The organism is Streptomyces sp. NPDC014727 (assembly GCF_043083485.1).
Lineage (GTDB): Bacteria > Actinomycetota > Actinomycetes > Streptomycetales > Streptomycetaceae > Streptomyces.
The window spans coordinates 39107-60129 of the sequence record NZ_JBIBYR010000024.1 but is presented as its reverse complement, the minus strand read 5'-3'; the positions used below and the strand labels follow the sequence as shown (position 1 = coordinate 60129).

At 67.7% G+C, this 21023-nt stretch carries 17 protein-coding genes and 2 pseudogenes; 13 read left to right on the top strand and 6 right to left on the bottom strand.

All coding sequences use genetic code 11. From position 1 onward, the window contains the following. Positions 1-245: 245 nt before the first annotated feature. The 9 genes and pseudogenes from ACF1B9_RS29160 (at position 246) to ACF1B9_RS29120 (ending at position 6069) form a co-directional block, all read left to right on the top strand. On the top strand, positions 246-863 hold the full coding sequence (locus ACF1B9_RS29160) for a dihydrofolate reductase family protein (protein WP_391745476.1): 618 nt from the start codon (positions 246-248) through the stop codon (positions 861-863). A gap of 4 nt (positions 864-867) precedes the next feature. Next, complete coding sequence (locus tag ACF1B9_RS29155; RefSeq protein ID WP_391745478.1) at positions 868-1707, top strand: alpha/beta fold hydrolase; 840 nt, start codon at positions 868-870, stop codon at positions 1705-1707. 312 nt (positions 1708-2019) lie between these two features. Beyond that, a pseudogene (locus ACF1B9_RS29150) lies at positions 2020-2169 on the top strand (IS5/IS1182 family transposase); the annotation flags it as partial. Between the two features lie 325 nt (positions 2170-2494). Then, on the top strand, positions 2495-2650 hold the full coding sequence (locus ACF1B9_RS29145; protein ID WP_391745480.1) for a DUF6131 family protein: 156 nt from the start codon (positions 2495-2497) through the stop codon (positions 2648-2650). 149 nt (positions 2651-2799) lie between these two features. After that, entirely contained in the window at positions 2800-3246 is a 447-nt protein-coding gene (locus ACF1B9_RS29140; protein WP_391745482.1) for an SRPBCC family protein, read from the top strand. A 546-nt stretch (positions 3247-3792) separates the two neighbouring features. Next, on the top strand, positions 3793-4230 hold the full coding sequence (locus ACF1B9_RS29135) for a GvpL/GvpF family gas vesicle protein (protein WP_391745484.1): 438 nt from the start codon (positions 3793-3795) through the stop codon (positions 4228-4230). 1 nt (position 4231) lies between these two features. Further along, entirely contained in the window at positions 4232-4504 is a 273-nt protein-coding gene (locus tag ACF1B9_RS29130) for a gas vesicle protein GvpG (protein WP_391745486.1), read from the top strand. Further along, entirely contained in the window at positions 4483-5115 is a 633-nt protein-coding gene (locus ACF1B9_RS29125) for a histone protein (protein ID WP_391745561.1), read from the top strand. Before ACF1B9_RS29130 ends, ACF1B9_RS29125 begins: the two co-directional genes overlap by 22 nt. Positions 5116-5121: 6 nt before the next feature. Then, the gene (locus ACF1B9_RS29120) at positions 5122-6069 is read left to right on the top strand and encodes an SRPBCC family protein (protein ID WP_391745487.1); all 948 of its coding nucleotides are present in this window, start codon (positions 5122-5124) and stop codon (positions 6067-6069) included. Positions 6070-6285: 216 nt separating this feature from the next. Here the strand turns inward: ACF1B9_RS29120 and ACF1B9_RS29115 are convergent, their stop codons facing one another. After that, on the bottom strand, positions 6286-7476 hold the full coding sequence (locus ACF1B9_RS29115; RefSeq protein WP_391745488.1) for an ISAs1 family transposase: 1191 nt from the start codon (positions 7474-7476) through the stop codon (positions 6286-6288). Positions 7477-7937: 461 nt separating this feature from the next. On the opposite strand from ACF1B9_RS29115, the gene ACF1B9_RS29110 reads away from it, so the two are divergent. The 3 genes and pseudogenes from ACF1B9_RS29110 to ACF1B9_RS29100 all read left to right on the top strand — a co-directional run bounded on the left by ACF1B9_RS29110 (position 7938) and on the right by ACF1B9_RS29100 (position 10151). Then, positions 7938-8597, top strand: a complete 660-nt coding sequence (locus ACF1B9_RS29110) for a hypothetical protein (protein ID WP_391745489.1) — start codon at positions 7938-7940, stop codon at positions 8595-8597. Between the two features lie 236 nt (positions 8598-8833). After that, positions 8834-9259 (top strand): hypothetical protein, encoded by a 426-nt coding sequence (locus tag ACF1B9_RS29105; protein WP_391745490.1) that lies wholly within the window; start codon positions 8834-8836, stop codon positions 9257-9259. A gap of 99 nt (positions 9260-9358) precedes the next feature. Continuing rightward, positions 9359-10151: pseudogene (locus ACF1B9_RS29100) on the top strand (transposase family protein). A gap of 343 nt (positions 10152-10494) precedes the next feature. On the opposite strand, the gene ACF1B9_RS29095 reads toward ACF1B9_RS29100, so the two are convergent. Both ACF1B9_RS29095 and ACF1B9_RS29090 read right to left on the bottom strand, forming a co-directional pair. Beyond that, complete coding sequence (locus tag ACF1B9_RS29095) at positions 10495-11499, bottom strand: helix-turn-helix domain-containing protein (RefSeq protein ID WP_391745491.1); 1005 nt, start codon at positions 11497-11499, stop codon at positions 10495-10497. 520 nt (positions 11500-12019) lie between these two features. Beyond that, on the bottom strand, positions 12020-13108 hold the full coding sequence (locus ACF1B9_RS29090; RefSeq protein WP_391745493.1) for a glutamate--cysteine ligase: 1089 nt from the start codon (positions 13106-13108) through the stop codon (positions 12020-12022). A 548-nt stretch (positions 13109-13656) separates the two neighbouring features. Between ACF1B9_RS29090 and ACF1B9_RS29085 the strand changes: the two genes are divergently transcribed. After that, positions 13657-14685 (top strand): SDR family oxidoreductase, encoded by a 1029-nt coding sequence (locus ACF1B9_RS29085; RefSeq protein ID WP_391745495.1) that lies wholly within the window; start codon positions 13657-13659, stop codon positions 14683-14685. Positions 14686-14760: 75 nt separating this feature from the next. Here the strand turns inward: ACF1B9_RS29085 and ACF1B9_RS29080 are convergent, their stop codons facing one another. The 3 genes from ACF1B9_RS29080 to ACF1B9_RS29070 form a co-directional block, all read right to left on the bottom strand. Continuing rightward, entirely contained in the window at positions 14761-15888 is a 1128-nt protein-coding gene (locus ACF1B9_RS29080; protein WP_391745496.1) for an enolase C-terminal domain-like protein, read from the bottom strand. Continuing rightward, positions 15889-17703, bottom strand: coding sequence for a thiamine pyrophosphate-requiring protein (locus ACF1B9_RS29075; protein ID WP_391745498.1), 1815 nt, complete (start codon positions 17701-17703; stop codon positions 15889-15891). Positions 17704-17809: 106 nt separating this feature from the next. After that, complete coding sequence (locus tag ACF1B9_RS29070) at positions 17810-20935, bottom strand: FAD-binding and (Fe-S)-binding domain-containing protein (RefSeq protein WP_391745499.1); 3126 nt, start codon at positions 20933-20935, stop codon at positions 17810-17812. Between the last annotated feature and the right edge of the window lie 88 nt (positions 20936-21023).

Below are 21023 nucleotides of genomic sequence, written 5' to 3'. Positions count from 1 at the left end.
GCCGCGCTCCACGTCGAACGTCGTAGTCATCACGGAAGCGCGGCCACAACCCTTCACCCGGCCATTCCGAGCACCAAAGAGGCCATACCCTTTGACTTGTGCACATGCGCCTCTGAGGTACTCGGGGGCGATCGTCCGCTGTACGTCCGACGTGCCGCCTCGCGCGTCGTGCTATCGAGTTCGCATCCGCCACACGCTTCACGCGTGAGCGATGAGTTTGGACGGCGGATCAGGTCTGCCCTGGCATGACTCAAATTATCGCTGATATTTCGGTCTCTCTCGACGGCTTCGTCACCGGGCCCGACCCCAGCCCGGACAACGGTCTGGGCACAGGCGGCGAGGCCCTGCACACGTGGGCGTTTTCCGACGACCCCGACGACCGCCGGGTCCTGCGCGAGGGGACCGCCCGCTCGGGCGCCGTCGTCCTCGGCCGCCACCTCTTCGACGTTGTCGACGGGCCGAAAGGCTGGGACGACACGTCCGGCTACGGCGCCGGCGAGGTCGGCAAGCCCGCGTTCGTCGTCGTGACGAGCTCGCCGCCAGAGTCGGTGCGGACAACCAACCTCGACTGGACGTTCGTCACCACCGGTCTGCCCGACGCCGTCACCGCCGCGCGCGAGCGAGCCGAGGCGTCGTCGTCGGACAGCGGCAAGGACCTCGACGTCATCCTCATGGGCGGCGGCGCCACGGTCGGCTCGGCGCTCGACGCCGGGCTGGTCGACGCGCTGACGCTGCACCTCGCGCCCATCGTGCTGCGCGCCGGGACACCACTGTTCACCGGCGAAGCGCCGCGCACGCTGGTGCAGCGGAGCGTATTCTCGACATCGACCGCGACGCACCTGACCTACGACGTCTTCCGGTGATCCGATGACCACTGTCAACGCCAATGGGATCGCCTTGGGCATCGAGTCGTTCGGTGACGATGACGCGCCACTCGTCCTGCTCGCGGGCGGGACGACGATGCTCTCCTGGCCCGACGCGCTGTGCGAGCGCCTCGCCGCCGGCGGGCGCCGTGTGGTGCGCTACGACCTGCGCGACAGCGGGGAGTCGACAACGGATCCGGAGGCGCCCGCCTACACCCTGCGCGGCCTCGCCGCCGACGCGGCGGCCCTTGCTGACGCGCTCGGCGGGGGGCCTGCGCACCTCGCGGGGATCGGCGTCGGCGGGATGGTCGCCCAGGTGGCCGTGCTCGACCATCCGAGCGCGTTCTCGGCGCTCACCCTGGTCGGCACCCGCGCGGTTGCCCCCGGCCCGCCCGACGATGACCTCCCCGACCATGACGAGGCGACGATGAGCCGGCTGTTCGCACGTCCGATGCCCGATTGGACCGACCGCGAGGCGGTTGCGGAGTTCGCCGCCGCCGGCGCGGAGATCCTCGGCGACGAGCCCGTCGCCGCGCGCGCAATCGCTGCGCGCATCTGGGACCGCACGCCCGGCACGGCACCCCCGGTCCAGATGGCCAACCAAATGGGCATGGTGTTTTCCAGGCTCGACTGCAAACCCCGCTGGCGCGAGCGCCTGCCCGAGATCGAGGTCCCCACGCTCGTCGTCCACGGCCGCCGCGACCGGTTCTTCCCCGTCGGCAACGGCGAGGCGATCGCGCGCGAGATCCCCGGGGCACGGCTGCTCGTCCTCAAGGAGGCCGCCACTGCGATCCCCGATGCGGCGGTCGGCGAGGTCACCGAGGCGATGCTCACGCTCGGATAGAGGACGGCCGGTGCCGCGCGGGTCTGGCCTCCACGCAGCAGTGGACGTCGGAGGCTCGATCCGGCCGCGCGCCCGCGGTCGGCACGATTCCAACCCGAGGTTGTCCAGGATGCTTCTCTCGATCCATGTCCCGTAAACCCACGGCTTCTGCCGTCAGCGCTCCACATCGAACGTCGTAGTCAACACGGAAGCGCGGCCACAACCAACTGGAGCACTCTCGACCACACGCCCCCCAGCAAGATCACGATCTACCGTTGGAGTACTACTGGTCGTTTCAGAATGAGCTCGGTGTATTGGCTTGGTGGTTGGGAACGTGGCCTGCGTGGCCGGCCTCGTCAGCGGCCCTGGCGGCTGTTCGCCGACCGCGGCTACGAATTCGACAATTACCGGCGCCTCATCCGAGCACGTGGGATCACGCCCGAGATCGCCCGCCGCGGCACCCCGCACGGCTCCGGCCTGGGCGTCGATCTGGGCATCGGTGACGGTGATGCCGATGCCGTCTGACACCGACACCGACACCTTGTCGAGTTTCAGACCGGTGTTGGTGGCCGGTGGTGGTCGAGCAATGGTTTCCAATGACTTCTGGACTCTTTCCTTGGGGTGGGGCTCGGGCGCATATGCGCTGGCGTGGAAGCAGCGGTGCGCACTGAGATTGTCCTGCTGACGGGTTTCGGCCACGTCCGCGACCAGCCGTGCTGTTGGATCCCCTGTGGCCATCGCCTGGCCTGCGTCGCCGTGTGTATGCGTGAGGCGCATACTGAGAAGAGCTGCGAGAACGGAGGACGCCATGATCATCCTCGGCGTCATTCTGCTGGTCATCGGCCTGCTGGCCGGCATATCGATCCTGTGGACGATTGGTATCGTGCTCGTCGCGATCGGCATCGTTCTCTGGATCCTGGGTGCGGTCGGGCATGCAGTGGGCGGTCGACGGCATTACTGGTAGGGCTGTTTGTTCCGGCCCCCTTGCACGCGGCCATTGAGATGTCCAGCAGATCTCAGGCTGCTCGGGTGTCTTGTGCTCTGCGTGGATATGGTGTCGGTCCGCAAGTCGCTGCCAGGGTCGGGAATTCAGCGTCCCGGATGGGAGCACACATGGCTGTACGTCATCAGCTCGTCGCGCGGGAACCGGACGTCCTCTGGGCGGTACTGGAGGACGAGAGTCGGTATGCGGACTGGGTGGTGGGGACGTGCGACTCCGCCCCCGGCAAAGGACGTTGGCCGGAGCTCGGATCGTCGATCGAATACACGGTGCGTCTGGGGCCGAAGGAGTTTCGCGGACACACGACGGTCCGTCGCCTGGACGCGCCGCGTGCACTGGAACTCGAAGCGCACGGGGGGCCGTTGGGTACGGCGCGCATTGCGATCGACGTCCGGCCGTGGGGCGAAAAGACCTTGGTCATTCTCGACGAGCATCCGCTGCGCGGACTGGGAGGGAGTCTCCACAACACAGTTCTCGAATCCTTCGCGCAGTTCCGGCACCGCAGCATGCTGCGGCGACTTGCGGAAGTCGTCGAAGGAATGCCCCGGGACGCGGGGTGAACGACAGGCCGAGAGTGCCTGCTCCAACAATTCGTCTACTTGCCGATGCCCCGGTGGGCAGCGAATCGGTATGCCGGGTCTCTGACTCGTTCCGCTCATTCAGGCGGCGGTGAGAGTGGTGCTCCTGGGAGCAACGTCGCGCGCCGCAGTTGTACACAGCGTCCCCGTCCTTGCCCTGGGTGGGTGCCGTGCACCCGGCCGGCACTGTGACTTGTGCCTGGACTCCACAGCCATGAAAACGTTGCGCGCGTGCACCGTCGTCCATTTCTTCGCCAAAACATCGATCACCGCACGACGGCGCACTCCGGCAGGAGCGCCCGCTGGCTCCGCTCAAGGTGCGAGGCGCCCAATACCGATCAGACTTGAATTCATGGCAGAAGAACGTCGGCCGCGCGCCGGGAAATCCTTGACGACAGCCGCTCGCCGCATGCCATTCGCGCGTGGAGCACAGCATGGTGCCCGTGCTGCCTGCCGGAGCCTGCATGGGCTGATCGACCATCTCATGAGTGATGCAGGTTTGCCCAACTGTCAGAAGGACGACCACCCATGCCTGCGGCCGGTGCCGAGGAATGTCGGCGGCGTGGGCAACCCGGCTGCCCCTCTGCGGACGATCCGGCACGGGCAGGTTGCCGCAGGCGCCGGCCGCTGGAGGAAGCACGACGACGTCCGCGTTGTGAAGCCAGCTTCCGGCTGGGCGAAGCCGTGGCGGCTGGTCTTGAGAGCAGGGCCGCCGAAGCCGGGCGACGAGTTCTCCGCGAACTCACACCCATGTCCCGAGTGGTGGCCACCGGACCGGACATCCAGGAATGCGTGCTCAGTGTGTCCTTCCCTGTCAACCGCGGCGACAGCGACAACTTCCGAAGCGTGGCGGAGCGAATTGCCGACGCGCACCGCGAACGCGTCGAACTGCGTCTCGCGGGCCCGCTGCCCTGCTACGGCTTCGGTGCCGCTGAAGGCACTCATGTTCGGGCCGCCGAAGTCTGACATGGCGCTGCTCGCCCTCCCCGTCGCACCGGTCCGCGGTGTGATCTGGGTGGCGGAAAAGCTCAATGGCGCTACCGAGCGTGAGCTGCACGACCCCGGAGTGCTCCGTGCCCAGCCGGCCGTACTGAACGGGGAACTTGAAGACGGAGACACCAGCCTGGAGGAGCTCAAACGAGAAGACGAAAGGCTGCTCGCCCGGCTGGATGCTGCAGCGGTCGGCCCCCGAGCCGAACGATCGAAGGTGACGCACTCATGGATGACACAGCCAAGGTGACCCTCGCGGCCGCAGTGGTGGGCGGCTATGTGCTGGGCCGGACGAAGAAGGGCCGGCTGGCACTGACCATTGCGACCTATCTGGCAGGCAGACGATTCGGCCTTGAACCCCGACAGCTGGCCGCCGAAGGGATGCGCAGGCTAGGCGAGATTCCCCAGGTCGCCGATCTGCAGGAGCAGCTGAAAGGGGAAGTGCTCGACGCGGGCCGAAAGGCAGTCTCGGCGGCCGCCGACCGCGGCATGAGTTCGCTGGCCGACGCCCTTGGCGACCGTACGGCCCGGCTCGGCGAGAAGAAGCAGGACGCGGAGGAGGAAGAGGAGGACGCGGACGAGTACGAGCCGGAAGAGGAAGGAGCGGAGTACGCGGAAGAGGAAGAGGAGGAGCCGGAAGAGGAATACGAGGAAGAGGAAGAGCCGGAAGCATCAGCCCAGCCCAGAAGGGAACCCAGAGGGGGCGCGGCACGCAAGAAGGCCGATTCTGCCCAGGGAGGGAAGTCTCGGACGGCGAAGAAGACTGGGGCTCGGAAGGCGGCTCCGGCGAAGAAGAACGCGGCCCGGAAGACGACGTCGTCGAAGCGAGCAGCATCCAAGCGAGTCGATCGTCGGAGGTAGCCAATCATGACCAGGACGGAAAGTGACCAGCCCGCAGTGGAAGAGTCAGGTGCGGATCGGCTTCGCGAAGAGCTGTCCAACTTCCTCACTGCGCAAGTGGAGAGACTCGCCGAGAAGGCGGGCGACAAACTGACCAACGTCACGGAGCAGCTCACCGATGTGGCCGAGAGCGGATCGCTTCCCGCAATCGGCCTCCGCATCCTCCAGGGCGACTCCCCGCTGAAGGCGTTCGTCGGGGAGAAAGCAAAGGGCGTCAAGGACAACATCGTGGGGAAGGTCAAAGAAGCGTTCGGCGGCGGAAAGGGGAAACGCAAGTCGAGCGGCGGCAAGGTCATGAACATCATCGAGGTTCTCGATGTGGGAGTGCCGCTGCGTGTCGCGTACGACCACTGGACGCAGTACGACCAGTTCAGCAGCTTCGCGAAGGGTGTTCGCGACGTCTCGAAGAACGACGAGTTGGCGAGTGACTGGAAGGTCAAAGTCGGCCCTTCCTCACGCAGCTTCAAAGCGACTGTCCAGGAACAGATTCCCGACGATCGCATCGTCTGGACATCCGAGGGAGGCAAGGGCACTACTCGTGGTGCGGTTAGCTTCCATGAGCTGGCACCCAGCCTGACTCGAATCGTCCTGGTCGTGGAGTACTTCCCGTCCGGGTTCTTCGAGAAGACCGGCAACCTGTGGCGCGCCCAAGGTCGCCGAATGCGACTCGACTTCAAGCACTTTCAGCGGTACGTCACCCTTTCCCAGGAAGAGCCCGAGGGCTGGCGCGGCGAAATCAGGGACGGTGAAGTCGTCGTGTCTCACGAAGACGCCCTGGAAGAAGAGCCCGCTGAGCAGCAGGAGGACGCAGAAGGCGAGGAGCCCGAGGACGAGCACGAGCAGGGCGCCGACTACGAGGATGATGAAGAAGAGAGGCTTGATCACGCTTCGGATGTCGCGGTCAGCCGTTCGTAGTCGCGGGCCAGCCGACGGTTTCGGACCAGCCGGTCGAATCTTCGCTCCCTCAACCAGCAGCAGGGCAGGACCTTGCCGTTGATGTCGTCGGCCGTTTCACGGTCTCGAGACGATGCCCAATCATGAAAACAGCGTGGAATCAACGGAGTTGGCGCATCCACCGTGGAGGGTTCGGCCCCAGGGCTTCGGCGTAGTCGCGTGACGACCGGTTTGTGATCAGTTGAGACCGAGGAGTGCGAGGGGACGACGGGGATCGCGGGCGTTGTGCCGGAGACCGGCCGCGATGTTCTTCGCTCCGGCTGTCCGGAGGGCTCCGATGGCGAGGTTGCGCCAGGTGGCCATCGCGCGGGGCGTGTTGCCGGTCCGTACTTGTGAGGCGTCCTCGGCGAAGGTGGTGTCGCGTACGTGGTGCAGGGCCTCGACCGTCCAGTGGTCGCGGACGAGCCGGGCGAGCTGGGACGGCGTGGCCTGTTCGGCGGTGAGGCTGGTGACGGCGTAGACCGTCTTGACGGTGGTCCTGCCGGTCTTGCGGTCGGTGCGGCGGCGCTTGATCTGGACGGCCTGTCGGGCTCCGGGGAAGAGGAGGTTGTTCACGGTGGCGACTTTGACCCGGCGGATCTCCGAGCGTCCGTGGCCGACGCCCTTGGTGCGGCCCTGGAGCGGGATGTCCTTCCAGGGAAGGGACTTCAGCTGTCTGCGGAGCTTCTTCTGATTGCCCTTGACGATCACGATGTAGTGTGCCGCGCGGCCGAGGAGGTACTCGGCGTGCTCGCGCTGGGTGTGCATGGCGTCGCTGGTGACAACGACGCCTGCCAGGTCGGCGACGGTGTCCAGCAGTGGCTGGAAGCACGTGATCTCGTTGGTCTTCTCGCCGACGTCCAACTGGGCCAGGACCAGGTTGGTGGTGTGCTCCAGCGCGGCGAGCAGATGGATCTTCCGGTCGTTCGCCCTGGCCGCGCCGCGCAGGCTCTTGCCGTCCACGGCCAGACCGCGCAGCCTGGTGGCTCCGGTCGTCTTCGGCCGGCGGTCCGCGAGCCAGCTCCCGACCGCTCTGTCCAGCGCATCGCCGTCGATGCGGGCCAGTAGTCGGCGGACCGTGGTCTCGGCGGGCAGGGCCCGCCTGGGCGCAAGCGGGTCGGGATGGGCGCCGACCTTCTCCAGCACATGTCCAGGGGCATCGGCGATCCACTCGCCGACGGCCAGCAGCGAGGTCGCTCCGGCCAGCACCGCGCACGCGGTGAGTGCGAGCACGACGGCCAGGCGGTGGCGCACCCCGCGCGGATCACGCGGGTCCGGCACCTCGGCCAGCCGCTCCAGCAGGCCCGGAACTTCCTCCGATCCGACCCGCGGCTTCTCGCGCAGTTGGTCAAGGGCAGGCGGGATCAGCGATGATGCGTCGGCAGGCACGATCTTCCACTCGGATCACGGGGCGTAGAGAACTCCATGATCTTGGAAGCCGTGCTGTCACGGTCCGTGCGTGTTGCTGAGTCGCCAGATCGCCACGAACCGGGCGTCACGCGACTACGCCGAAGTCCTGCCCAAGGCCCAGGACAGATGCAACGGTATCGACGACCGGTTCGTGATGCCCGGCAGTATTGACGGCCGGGAAGCTTCAGCGTCAGGCGCTGAGTAACAAATAACGCCGCACGCATTGCCAATTCGTAGCCAGTACAGCGCGCCACTCTGTGAGGGAACGGGGAGCACGTGGCCCCGGCGCCATGCGAGGCGCCGACCCGAAACGGCCACTGTCACACCGTCTCGGGCAACCGCTGAGCGCACAGCGGGCGCCCGTCCGAAGGCGGTACCACCGACTCCAAGGGAAAAGTAGCTTGAAGCCAAGATCGCTCGCCCGCGCCCTCACAGCCGCCATGGCAGCCAGCACCATACTGCTCGGTTTCACCGGCTCCGCGAACGCCCACGTCGTGTACGAAAAGCCGTGGCGCTACCAGAGCGCCGGCCTCTGCACTAAGACCTACGCCGAAATCTCCAACGGCTACGATAATCGCGGGTACTCCGTCGGCGGGATCGAGGTGTGGGGATACTACGAAGGCTGGTGCAAGACGCCCAACGAGCTGCCCGCCGGAAACATCGCGGTCCAGTTCGAAGTCCTGGCCTACGACGCGCCTTCGAACGTCTGGTTCCGCTGCAACAACCTGCTCACTGGTTGGAATTACAACACAAGTAAGGCCTGGGATCCGCGATGGTACCTACGGCCCAACCTCGCCTGCGGCGACCGCTGGTACGCCACCAACGCGGGGGCCTTCGCCTGGGACGGCTCTCAGTGGCGAGGTGGTTGGGCCCCGTCCGGCAACCACTGGCTGGCCGCGCCGACCCTCGCCGCGTCCAAGCCCGCCCCCGCGCCGAAGATCAGCGCGAAGGAGGCGATCCGTCAGGGCCTCGTCCGCGATGCCTCACCCACCGGCACTCGCCTGACCCAGGCCCAGCTCACCGCGGCCAAGCCCAGCCACGACCCGCGCACCGGTCCCTCGCCGGCCAGCACTGATCCGAACGTGGTGTACGTGCCGTAGGCTGGGCGCCGCAACAATCCCGTCCTGTCCGGGCGCGCTGGCTCTGTTGGGGCACCTCAGTGCCGTTGTGCCCCCCAGCGTCAGCACTGTTCCGGTACCGTGAACCGCCTGACCATCAGCTGGTGAACTGCGCGCCTTCGCTGCCCGCCGTCTGTCCCCGCTGCCCTGTGCGGCAGGGACAGACGGTTTGGCCACCCGCCGCCGATTGATCAGACCCCGCGGGCACCATGGCCTGCATGACGACGGGCCTCCCCCGCCCCGCCGAGCGGCAGATCCCCGCCTGGACCCCGACCGTCGGGCCCGGCTGGGCCGCCCTGCTCGAACAGCTCCACCAGGACCTGATCACGCTCGACGCCGACTACCGCATCGAAGCGTTCAGCGTGAAGTTCGGCGGCCTGCGCATAACGGTCTGCGACCGCTTCCAGGACGGCGAGTTCGACGGCGAATTCGCCGACCGGGCTGCCGCCCTGACCGAAGCCGCCGAGACCGAATCCGAGCACACCTGCGAAGCCTGTGAGGCTCCGGGCCGCATCCGTCTGGGGGGAGATGGCAACCAGGCCTGGATGCAGGCCCGTTGCGACTCCGGATGCACCCTCATTCCGTCGAGCATCGCTGTGGCCCGGCCTCGCGGGCCGGCGCCCCACCTTCACTCTAATGAGTGAATAGCGCAAGCCTTACTGAACCGTTTTCATCCTGCGGTGCAGGGGTGAAACGGGCTGGTCAGTGAGGGCGGTGACGCGGCAGAGCCTCTCGTCGTTGGCGTGGTGATCTCACTCATCACACCGGCGACCGAGGGGCCCTGTTGGTTCCGTATCCTTCCATGCTCGACGTCCCGTACGAGCTCGTCGAGCACGTCTCCTGGCTCATCTACGCCCGAAGGCGTGAACTGAACTCGCCCTGGCGACGGCTCGGCTGCTTCAAGCAGGCACTTCTCGTTCCGGAAGAACGAGACGTTCGCGCAGCTTGCGGCCGGGTTCGGCGTCTCGACCACGGCGGCCTGGCGCTACGTCGACGAGACGATCGAGGTGCCCGCCGCCTGGGCGCCGGGCCTGCACGAGGCCCTGACCGGTCTGGGCGAGGGCGACTTCGTCCTTGTCGACGGCACCCTCATCCCCACCGACCGCATCAAGGCGGACGCCGTACTAATCGCAGAAGCACAAGCAGCACGGCATGAACGTGCAGGTCATCGCACGCCCCGGCGGCACACCGCTCTGGTTCTCCCGAGCGACACCGGGCCGCACCCACGACCTGACCGCCGCTCGGGCCCACGGCATCGTCCAGGCCTGCCTCACGAGACAGATCCTCGTACTCGCGGGCCGCGCCTACCAGGGCGCCGGCGCAACCGTCCGCACCCCGTACCACCGCTACCGCGAACAGCCCGAGCACTACCAGCAGTTCAACCGCGACGACGCCCGACTCAGAGTCCCGGGCGAACGCGCCTTCGCACAGTTGAAGTCCTGGCGAATCCTCCGGCGAGTCAGATGCTCCACCCGCCGCATCAGGACCATCGTCCAGGCCGTCCACACCCTCCTGACCTGCAGCTACTCAGGATGAAAACAGCTCAGTGACCGCAGTGCGGGTTGTCTGGGTTGCGCGTTGTGTCAGACCGTGGCGTTCAGCTCCCGGACAACGCAGAATAGCCGCCAACCAGTATGATCACTATGAGGATGATCAAAGCCAGTAGAACACCCATGCAGAAGCCACAGCCCTGACCCGTCCCGCGGCTGAACGAACTGCCGCCCCCACTGGGCGCCTGTCCTTGACCTGTCATCTCGCCTCCCGAATTCTCCTGGATACCACAGGTGTCAGGGTCTGTTCTGTCCCCCCGGTGCCACGCACCCATCGTGGTGTGCCGTGTTTTCGTGGAGTTGGCGACGGGTGCGGAGCGGATGTGCATTCAGCGCGGAGAACGTGCTGCGGCCGTGCCGTCCCGGAACTGCCGGGGTGTCTCGCCGTAGGTTCTCTTGAACACTCGGCTGAACTCGCCCGGGCTGGAGAATCCCCATCGGGCGGCGATCACGCCGATGGGCTGCTTGCGCAGGGAGGGTGTGGCGAGGGCTTGCCGGCAGCGTTCCAGTCGTCGGCGCCGCACGGTCGCCATGACGCCTTCGGGCTCGGCGCTGAACAGTTGGTGCAGGGTGCGGACCGAGATGTGGTGTTGTGAGGCGATGGCGGCCGGGGTGAGCCCCGGGTCGCCGAGGTTCGCCTCGATGAACGCTCCGATTCTCGCGACGAGGGCTCGGCGCCTCGTCTCGGTTGGGAGGAGGCCACTGACGTCGATGTGGCCGGCGAGGAAAGCGGTTGCCAGGTCGACGGCGATTGTGCCCAGGCGCTGGTTCTCCGCCTGCGACTGGTCCGCGACCTGCCCGAGCGCGGATCCCATGAGGTGCCGCAGGAGAGAACCCGTGGCACTGCGCGTGGACAGCGGCTGGGCGAGCAGCCGGTCAACCTGGTCGCCGGGAAACGGCATCGACGCTCTCGGCAGTCGCAGGATCGTGACTACAACGCGGTGCCCAGGGTCCGGAAACACTGCCTCCAGGGGGTAGGAGGTGTCGAACAGCACCAGCTCACCCGCCCGAACGGCCACTGTCTCGCATTTCTGGGCCACCTGCATGGGAGCACGCTGGATAAGCCCCAGCATGTAGGTCTCGGGGTCACCGCGCCGGATGTGGCGGGCGGTGCGTACTGCGTCGAGAGCTGGGAAGGAGAAGGTCGCCAACTGGGCGGCGCCGAGATCGGCGCTCACCACCCGCGCGGTGAAGTCCCCGGAGTAGGGGCTGGACAACGCGAAGGGAGCGATTCCCTCACGCACCGCATCGATGAACCAGGCGAAGCGATCGGGCCGGCTGAGACCACTGTTCGACTGAGAGAGCACGGAAGTGGCGGCATTGGATAAGGACACGTCGCCATGGTCGAGACCGCAAGACAGAGACGGGAAGTAGGTCTTCAGCCATGACCGGGGCGGCGCCGGACCCTGGGCCAAGTCACCGCGATCGCTGCCGCACCCCTTTCACGCATGCCGCTGTTCGTCGCCCTCGACGCCCTCTGCACCACCAGAGCTCGGTTGACGCTCGAGGGCGCGGAGGAGGTGATAGTCCTCTGCGGCTGCGTCGTGAAGGCGCTTCTATTGGTTCTAAGCGCGTGTTGCTGAGTCGCCAGATCGCCACGAACCGGGCGTCACGCGACTACGCCGAAGCCCTGGGTTCGGCCCTGCCCAGACCATCGTCGGCTCACCAACCGCGATGTACCCCGCCTGTGTGGAGTACCCGAGACGCACAAAGGTCAGCGACGCGGTCATCCCGGCCCCCAGCAGACCCACCACCAACACTTCGAGCCGGCCGAACAGCGCCCCGACCAGGCAGTGGTGACCGAACTGGCGCCACGGTACGTGCGCGCGCAGCGCGGTGGCGCCCGCACCCTTTCTATCCACGAGTGATGTGAACGCATTCGCGCACAGTGGCACGCAGACTGCCCGTACGGCGCAGTAGCTCGCGCTGCCTCCGGGCACCCGTCCCTCGCTCGGTGAGGGACCTCAGCGCGCCTTCGACCGAGTGCAAGTCTCCGTAGTCCTCGAGTGCGTCGCGAACATGCTGCAGCAGAGCGTCCACCACTTCCGGGGCCGGCCGGGGACGCATCGTGCGGGGGTGCAGCAGACGGCCCTCCAGTCCCCACCGGCTGGCCTGCCAGGCGGCCATCCGCAGAAGCCCCGCGCCGAACCCGGCGGGGGGTTCGCCCGCCTGCCACTCGCGGGCCGCCGTCTCGACCAGGCCGCGGGCCAGGGAGGCGAGCAGAACGGAGTCCGCAGGGTCGAGGCAGACATCCGTCACTCTGACCTCGACCGTCGGAAATCGGTGCGAGAGACGCGCATCGAAGTAGACCATCCCCTCGTCACGAAGGACGCCCGTGTCGAGCAGCTCTCGCACGTGCGTGTGGTAACGCTCGGCGCTCCCGAATGCCTCCACCGGTCCCGCGGACGGCCAGCGGTCCCAGACCCTGCTCCGGTAGCTGTTGTACGAACTGTCGCGGCCCTGCCAGAAGGGCGAGTTCGCACTCAGGGCCAGCAGCACGGCCAGCCACGGCCTCGCCCGATCCAGCACCCCGACACCTTCGTCGTCCGAGGCCACGGCAACGTGAACGTGGCATCCGCAGGTCAGTTGCTCCTGTACGGTCAGACCGAACCTCTGTTCCAGCCATTGGTACCGTTCGCCCGAGCCGATCGACGGGCTGACGGGCAGCGGCGATGTGGCCAGTGCAGCCACAGCTACGCCCGACTCCGCGGCGTGTTCGGCGGCCTCCGCACGAGAACGTACGATTTCAGCCGCCAAGTCCCGCATCGAGCTCTGTGGCTTGGTGGCGAACTCCAGTTGCTGGCTGTGAAGTTCAGGTTCGAAGGCCGAGTCCCCCAGAGCCTCTCTGTCCGCCCTGGCCAGCACCGCCGTCGACCGGGCTTGCGGCTCGCCCTTCTCTGCGTCCACAAGAAGGAGCTCTTCCTCGACGCCTACCGTCCGCACGACGCCATACCTCCGCTCGCAGGCGAGGCCCTCCTTCAAGCATCCACCGAAATCAACTCGGCCCCTCTCACGTTCGCCCGTCGCCCGCCGCACGGCATGCTGGAGCGGTGTCCCATGAGAAGCCCTGTTGAAGAGGCTCTTCCCGCGCGGCCACTCTCCTCGAAGGGCCGAAAAATGCCCGACAACGGTGTGAGCGTGCGAAAAGTGCTGGCGATCGTCTCGCACTATGGCGTCGAGCAGGACGAACCCCTCCGACGACCCGACGGGCGAGGCCACCCGGGTCGCGGATGCTGCAACCGCGGGCCCAGGACGATCGCGTCGCATGATGGGCGCCACATCGGCCATTGCGGTACGTTCTGCGGCTTTGACGGGGACGGGAGGAAGGGAACGGGTAGTCGGGTAGTCGAATCGCATTGCGTCGCGGACGGTGCGGCGCGTTCGGATGAGGCCTTCCCACGCAGGCGGCCGGGGGCGCAGCCTGATGACGGCCTCGCCGTGCAGGAGATCCGTTCCGGCGCGTACTGCCGTCCTGAAGAAAGGCTGCCACCATGCCCCGAACGGTTGTCGTCACGGGCGCGAGCGCCGGTGTCGGGCGAGCTGTCGCTCGCGAGTGTGCGCGCAGGGGCGACCGGGTCGGACTTGTGGCGCGAGGACTGACGGGGCTGCGGGCCGCTGCGGAGGAACTGCGGGAGATGGGGGCCGAGGTGCTCGTGGTTCCTGCGGACATGGCCGATCACGCCGCCGTGCGCGCCGCGGCCGAGCAGGTCGAGAGAGTTCTCGGCCCCGTCGATGTGTGGTTCAACGTGGCCTTCACATCCGTGTTCGCGCCATTCACCGAGATCAGCCCGGAGGAGTTCCGTCGCGTTACGGAGGTCAGCTATCTCGGGTATGTCAACGGAACGCGCGAGGCATTGTCGCGGATGATGCCCCGAGACAGCGGCACGATCGTGCAGGTGGGCTCGGCACTGGGGGCGCGTTCCATCCCGCTCCAGTCCGCGTACTGCGGAGCCAAACACGCCGTGAACGGCTTCACGTCTTCGATCCGGACCGAACTCCTGCACGAGAAGAGCCGCGTACGGATCACAGTGGTGCAACTGCCGGCAGTCAACACGCCGCAATTCTCATGGAGCCTCTCGCGCCTGCCCCGACACCCGCAGCCGGTTCCTCCCGTCTACCAGCCGGAGGTGGTGGCCCGCGCCGTAGTGCACGCCGCGGACCACCCACGACGCAAGCAGTACTACGTGGGGGCGTCGACCGTGGTGACCATCCTGGCCGAAAAGGCGGCTGCCGGGCTGTTGGACCGCTATCTCGCCCGCACTGGCTACGACTCGCAACAGACCGGCGGGCTCGTCCCGGCCCACCGGCCGCACAATCTCTGGCAGCCGCTCGACGGCGAAGGCGAAGCCGCACGCGACTACGGTGCCCACGGCGTATTCGACGACAGGGCCCGCGGACGCTCCGCGCAGGCGTGGTTGTCCCGGCATGCACGGTCGGCCTGGTCCGCCGCCGCGCTCGCCGCCGGCGGAGTGGTCCTGTGGGCCCGCACGAGTAGGCGACGGACCGGTTCTGCCGCGTAGCGAGTCGTCGGACGGCCGCCACATCGTGACCGGCCCGAGGCGGCCGCGATGACCGTGAAACCGGACGGACGGGGATCAGCATCGGACGCGGTAGCGCTCGGCGGTCTCCTCCCGCAGTTCCAGGCCCAGACCCATGCGGTCTCCCCGGCCCGGGCGGACCGTTCCTCCCTCAGGGGACAGCGCGCCGTCGAAGAGATGCTCCTCGATACGGACATGGTCGTGGAACCACTCCAGATGGCGGAGATTGGGTACCGCAGCGGCCGCGTGGGCGTGGACGTGGGGTGCGCAGTGCGCGGAGATCTGCAGACCGGCGGCTTCGGTCAGGGCGGCCGTTCGCAGCCATCCGGTGATCCCGCCGCACCGGGTCGCGTCCGCCTGGAGACAGTCGACCGCGCCCGCATCGATCATCCTGCGGAAATATGGCAGCGTGCAGCCGTATTCCCCGGCGGCGATGTCGGGAGCCGCCGCGGCCCGGACCTGGGCCAGCCCTGTCAGGTCGTCGGAGGAGACCGGCTCCTCGAACCAGGTCACTCCCTCGCCGGCGAGGAACCGGGCCATTCTGATCGCCTGCTTGCGGGTGTAGGCGCCGTTGGCGTCCACGTAGAGTTCCGCGGCGTCGCCGACGCTCGCGCGTGCCGCGGTGACGCGTGCTCGGTCCCGCTGTTCGTAGCGTCCCCACGACTCACCAATTTTGATCTTGACTCTGGGGATGCTCAATCCCTGGACCCAGTCGTGCAGTTGACGGTCCTGCTGTGCTGCGGTGTAGGTGGTGAAGCCGCCGCTGCCGTACACGGGCACATCGCGCGCGACCGCGCCGAGCAGATCCACGAGAGGGAGCCCCAGCAGTCGTGCCTTGAGGTCCCACAGGGCGATGTCGACGGCCGAGACGGCGCCTGCGACCAGCCCCGGGAATCCCGCGTTACGCACCGCGCGTCTCATCGCCTCGTTCGCGCCAGGGGGATCCCAGGCCCGCAGGCCGTTCACGGCCCCGGCCAGCAGTTCCTGGACGACACCGACGGCGGCGGGCGCCCCGTAGGTGTAGCCGAGCCCCGTCGTCTCGCCGGAGCGCACCCGCACGAGCACCAGAGTGGTCGCATCCCACGCCAGCGTGCCGTCCGCCTCCGGAGCGTCCGTCGGGACGGTGTAGGCCGTGGCCTCGACGGCATGTATCAGCGGCTCGCTGCCCACCCGAATCGCGTTCATTCAGGTCCCCCGCCCGCCCGAGGAGCCGTCACGCCTGCGGTGCCCGGGCAGCATCTCCTGCACCTTCGCCTTGAGCCCCTGTCTGACCATTGCGCTGCGATCGCTGTCGCCCTTGGCGACGGCGGAGACGACTGCTTCGGCCTGCTCCCGGGTGGCGTGCGGAGGTATCGGCGGGACGGCCGGGTCGGTGACGAAGTCGATGACGAACGGCCGGTCGGCGGACAGCGCCCGCCGCCAGGCGTCCTCGACCTGGCCGGGCTTTTCCACCCGCACGCCACCGAGACCGATCGAGCGCGCGAAATCGCCATAGGGGACGTCGGGCAGGGACTGGGAGGGAAGGAACTGCGGAGCGCCGGACATGGCGCGCATCTCCCAGGTGACCTGGTTCAGGTCCTGGTTGTTGAGCACCGCGACGATCAGGCGTGGATCCTGCCACTGCGGCCAGTACTTGGCGACGGTGATGAGTTCTGCCATGCCGTTCATCTGCATGGCGCCATCGCCGACGAGTGCCAGCGCGGGCCGGTCGGGATGAGCGAACTTCGCGCCGATCACGTAGGGCACACCGGGGCCCATGGTGGCGAGGGTTCCCGAGAGCGAGCCGCGCATCCGGCCGCGCAGACGCAGATGCCGCGCGTACCAGTTGGCTCCGGAACCGGAGTCGGCAGCCAGCATGAGGTCGTCCGGCAGCAGCGCGTCGAGCGCGTGCACGACGTACTCCGGATTGACCGGGTCGGCCTCCACGGCCGCACGACGTTGCATGACTTCCCACCACCGTGCGGTGTCCTTCTCGATCTTCTTGCGCCAGGCCCCGTGCTTCTTCCGCTCCAGCCTCGGCAGCAACTCCCTGATCGTCTCCCTCGCGTCACCGACCAGGTTCACCTCGAACGGGTACCTGAGCCCGATCATGTGCGGATCGATGTCGATCTGCACCGCGCGCGCCTGGTCCAGTTCGGGAAGGAACTGCGTGTAGGGGAAGCTGGATCCCACGACCAGCAGCGTGTCGCAGTCCCGCATGAGCTCGTACGACGGCCGGGTGCCCAGCAGGCCGATGGCCCCGGTCACGTAGGGCAGTTCGTCCGAGAGGACGTCCTTGCCCAGCAGAGCCTTGGCGACCCCGGCACCGAGCACGTCCGCGAGCTCCTCGACCTCCGCCCGCGCGTGCCGGGCGCCCTGGCCGATCAGTACGGCCACCTTCTCGCCCGCGTTCAGCACGTCGGCGGCCCGCGCGACGTCCTCGGCGGAAGGAACCGGGGCCGCGGATGCCAGGCCCAGGCTGGAAGGCACCATCTTGAAGTCGTGCGTGGGCGGGGTGTAGTCCAGCTCCTGGACGTCCGCGGGGATGATGACCGCCGTCACCGTGCGTCCGGCGTGCGCGGTACGAAAGGCCCGGTCGATGACGTTGGGCAGTTGCTCGGGCACGGTGACCATCTCGCAGAACTCGGACGCCACGTCCTTGTACAGGCTCAGCAGATCGACTTCCTGCTGGTAGGAGCCTCCCATGGCGCTGCGGTTCGTCTGCCCCACGAGAGCCACCACGGGAACGTGGTCGAGCTTCGCGTCGTACAGCCCGTTCAGGAGGTGGATGGCGCCGGGCCCGGAGGTCGCCGCGCACACTCCCACCCTGCCGGAGAACTTGGCGTATCCCACCGCCTCGAAGGCCGCCATCTCCTCGTGACGGGCCTGGATGAACTCGGGTTTGTTGTCGGCGCGTCCCCAGGCAGCGAGGAGACCGTTGATGCCGTCACCCGCGTAGGCGAAGACATGGTCCACCTCCCACTCGCGCAGGCGCTGAAGAACGTAGTCGGACACCTTCATCGGCCTCGGTTTCCTCTCTTCTCGTGCCGTGTGATTGCGATGGCCGGGCCGCCGCCGATGCCGTGCCCAGGGTTGCCGGGCCGGTGACGGCGTCGGGCGGGATCGGTCAGATCAAGCTTCGGGCCCGGGACCGGATGCGGCGGCGCCGCAGCACGGTGTATGCGCCCGCGCACACCGACGCCATGGCTGCGAGGACGGCGACCGTCATGCGTCGGCCGTCGTTTGCCGAAGCCTCGGGCCGGTCGGCGAGCTTCTCCGGCCGATTCGCAGGCAGGTGACCGTCCAGACCGAGGGCCAGGGCTTCGGCCAGGTGCATCGCGCGACGCCCGGTGCCGCCTTCCTCGATCTGGGTGCGACAGCTGAAGCCGTCCGCCAGGACCAGCGCCCCGGGGGGAGCCGCCCGTACGGCGGGCAGGACCCCCTGCTCGCCGATGGCCACCGAAAGACCATGGTGCCCCCGCTCGAAGCCGAAGTTCCCGGCGAGCCCGCAACAGCCCTTGTCCAGCACGACCGCGTCGATTCCGGCACGGCGCATCAGTTCGCGGTCCGCCTCGTGCTTCAGCACGGCGTGCTGGTGGCAATGCGTCTGGACAACGGCGTTCAGCGCAAGCCGTGGCGGTCGCCAGTTCTTCGCCGGAACGTCGCCGAGCAACAGTTCCGCGAAGGTGCGGAACTGCCGGGACAACCGCTGGACGTCCAGGTCCTGAGGCATGAGCTCCGGGGCGTCGGTACGGAACACGGCGACGCACGACGGCTCCAGACCGACGACGGGCGTGCCGGCCTCGATCCACGGACGCAACAGGTCGACCGTGCGGCGCAGCGCCCTTTTTGCAGTGACCAATTGGCCGGTGGAGATCCACGTCAGGCCGCAGCAGACAGTCTGCGGCGGCACAGCCACCCGGAAGCCGGCATCCTCCAGCACCCGCACCGCCGCCTTCGCCACGGCCGGGTGGAAGTAGTTGCTGAACGTGTCCGGCCACAGAACGACGGCACGGTCGTCGGCCGGTCCGGGGTCGGTCACGCCCCGTGCGGCCCACCACTGACGGAAGGACTCCGGCGCAAAGACCGGCGCCGTCCGTTCGGCGGCCACTCCCGCGAGTCGTTTTCCGGCGCGTGCGATGCCGGGGGCATGGAGCAGGGCGTTCGCCGAACGGGGAGCGAAGCGCGACAGTCGCGCCCACACGGGGAGCCATCCCAATGAGTAGTGGGCCGCGGGGCGCAGACGCCGTGCGTAGTGATGGGAAAGGAATTCGGCTTTGTAGGTGGCCATGTCGACACCTACGGGGCAGTCAGATCTACAGCCCTTGCAGGAAAGGCACAGGTCGAGCGCGTCGCGCACCTCGGTGGAGCGCCAGCCGTCGGTCACCGGCGAATCGCGGTGCCCGCCCAGCATCTCGAACAGCAGACGCGCCCGGCCGCGCGTGGAATGCTCCTCCTCACCCGTCGCCCGGTAGGACGGACACATCACCCCGCCGGTGTGAGTCCGGCAGTTGCCGATCCCGACGCAACGCTTCACCGCTTCGGTGAAGGACCCGCCGTCGTCCGGGTAACCGAAGTGCGTGGTGTGGCCGACCGGACGCCACCGTGCTCCGAGCCGGAGGTTCTCGTCCGTCCGGTACGGCGCGACGACCTTCCCCGGGTTCATTCTGTTGCCCGGGTCGAAGAGCCGCTTCACCTCTCCGAAGGCCTCGACGAGCGGTCGGTCGAACATCCGGTGCAGCAGTTCGCCCCGTGCCTGCCCGTCGCCGTGCTCTCCCGAAAGGGACCCACCGTAGGACACGACCAGGTCGGCGGCGCGGAACAGGAACTCCCGGAAGGCCGCGACCCCGGCGGCGTGCGTGAGCTCGAACGGGATACGCGTGTGCACGCACCCCTGGCCGAAGTGACCGTACAGGGCCGGGTGGTCGTAGTCGAACTCCGCGAACAGGGCTTTCAGGTCGCGAAGATAGTCACCGAGCCGGTCCGGCGGCACGGCGGAGTCCTCCCACCCCTCCCAGGTTTCCCGGCCGTCGGGCGGGCGTGCCGTCACCCCTAGCCCCGCCTCGCGCGCACGGAGCATCTTCTGTTCGCGCCCCGGGTCCTCCGAAAGGGAGACCGTCGGGTCGTCGGTGCGGCGGCCGAGTGCGTCGAGCAGGTTTCGAGCCTGCGCGTCCACCCCGTCCCGGTCTTCCCCGCTGAACTGGACGAGAAGCCAACTCTCTCCCTGCGGAAAGGTGTCCAACGACTCGACATGGGAACCCTCCTCGCGCATGAGCTGCGCCATCCGTCCGTCCAACGCCTCCAGCAGCTCCGGCTCGCAGCATTCCAGCAACCGCGGCACGTCGTCGGCTGCCGCGCAGATGTCGTCGTAGCCGAGCACGACCATCGCCTCGCACGGCGGCACGGGCACCAGATCGAGCTCGGCTCGCAGGACGGTGACGAGGGTTCCCTCACTCCCGACGAGAGCGCGTGCCAGGTCGAACCCGTTCTCCGGCAGCAATGAGTCGAGGTTGTAGCCTGACACCCTGCGTGGAAGGCGCGGGAATCCATGGCGGATGTCCGCCAGATGTTCGTCGACCACCCGGCGCAGCCCGGCGTAGAGTTCGCCGCGGCGGCCTCCGGCGGCGACGATGGCCTCGTAGTCCTCTCGAGAGGTGGGCCCGACCCAGCAACGTGTTCCGTCGTAGGTCAGGATCTCCAGACGTCGCACGTTGTCCACGGTCTTGCCGTACGCCTGTGCCGAAGCGCCGCAGGAATTGTTCCCGATCATCCCGCCCAGCGAACAATGACTGTGGGTGGAAGGCTTCGGGCCGAACTTCAGTCCTTCTCCGGACAGTTGTCGGTTCAGTTCGTCCAGCACGATGCCGGGTTCGATCACGCAGGTCCTTCGGCCGGCGTCCACGGAGACCAGTCGATCGCAGTATTTCGTCCAGTCGATGACCACGGCGGCGTTCGTGCACTGGCCGGCCAGGCTCGTTCCTGCACCCCGGGGCAACACCGGCGCGCCGAACTCCGCGCAGACCTTCACCGCGTCGTGCCCCGCCTCGGGATCGCGAGGGACGACAACAGCGATCGGGACCTGCCGATAGTTCGAGCCATCCGTGGAATAGGCGCCTCGGCTGCCCGCGTCGAACCGTACTTCTCCCCGCACGCGCTCATGCAGCACCTTCTCCAGGCCAGCGACGTCCACTGCCCCGTCGGCGGAGGACTCATGTTCTGGTCCGGGGGACTGGAAGGAAGGTTCGGGCTTCATGTCTTTCCCTCTTCCTCGCGCAAGGGCGCGAATTCGACGACGCCCGCTTCACCAGCCTGAAGCTGTGGGGGAGTTGAAACGGGGAGCG

What these genes read in the sequence shown, in the direction of transcription:
- ACF1B9_RS29160 (WP_391745476.1), top strand. Translation starts at nt 246, where the DNA reads ATGACTCAAATTATCGCTGATATTTCGGTCTCTCTCGACGGCTTCGTC.
- ACF1B9_RS29155 (WP_391745478.1), top strand. Translation starts at nt 868, where the DNA reads ATGACCACTGTCAACGCCAATGGGATCGCCTTGGGCATCGAGTCGTTC.
- ACF1B9_RS29145 (WP_391745480.1), top strand. Translation starts at nt 2,495, where the DNA reads ATGATCATCCTCGGCGTCATTCTGCTGGTCATCGGCCTGCTGGCCGGC.
- ACF1B9_RS29140 (WP_391745482.1), top strand. Translation starts at nt 2,800, where the DNA reads ATGGCTGTACGTCATCAGCTCGTCGCGCGGGAACCGGACGTCCTCTGG.
- ACF1B9_RS29135 (WP_391745484.1), top strand. Translation starts at nt 3,793, where the DNA reads ATGCCTGCGGCCGGTGCCGAGGAATGTCGGCGGCGTGGGCAACCCGGC.
- ACF1B9_RS29130 (WP_391745486.1), top strand. Translation starts at nt 4,232, where the DNA reads ATGGCGCTGCTCGCCCTCCCCGTCGCACCGGTCCGCGGTGTGATCTGG.
- ACF1B9_RS29125 (WP_391745561.1), top strand. Translation starts at nt 4,483, where the DNA reads ATGGATGACACAGCCAAGGTGACCCTCGCGGCCGCAGTGGTGGGCGGC.
- ACF1B9_RS29120 (WP_391745487.1), top strand. Translation starts at nt 5,122, where the DNA reads ATGACCAGGACGGAAAGTGACCAGCCCGCAGTGGAAGAGTCAGGTGCG.
- ACF1B9_RS29110 (WP_391745489.1), top strand. Translation starts at nt 7,938, where the DNA reads ATGGCAGCCAGCACCATACTGCTCGGTTTCACCGGCTCCGCGAACGCC.
- ACF1B9_RS29105 (WP_391745490.1), top strand. Translation starts at nt 8,834, where the DNA reads ATGACGACGGGCCTCCCCCGCCCCGCCGAGCGGCAGATCCCCGCCTGG.
- ACF1B9_RS29085 (WP_391745495.1), top strand. Translation starts at nt 13,657, where the DNA reads ATGCCCCGAACGGTTGTCGTCACGGGCGCGAGCGCCGGTGTCGGGCGA.
- ACF1B9_RS29080 (WP_391745496.1), bottom strand. Translation starts at nt 15,888, where the DNA reads ATGAACGCGATTCGGGTGGGCAGCGAGCCGCTGATACATGCCGTCGAG.
- ACF1B9_RS29075 (WP_391745498.1), bottom strand. Translation starts at nt 17,703, where the DNA reads ATGAAGGTGTCCGACTACGTTCTTCAGCGCCTGCGCGAGTGGGAGGTG.
- ACF1B9_RS29070 (WP_391745499.1), bottom strand. Translation starts at nt 20,935, where the DNA reads ATGAAGCCCGAACCTTCCTTCCAGTCCCCCGGACCAGAACATGAGTCC.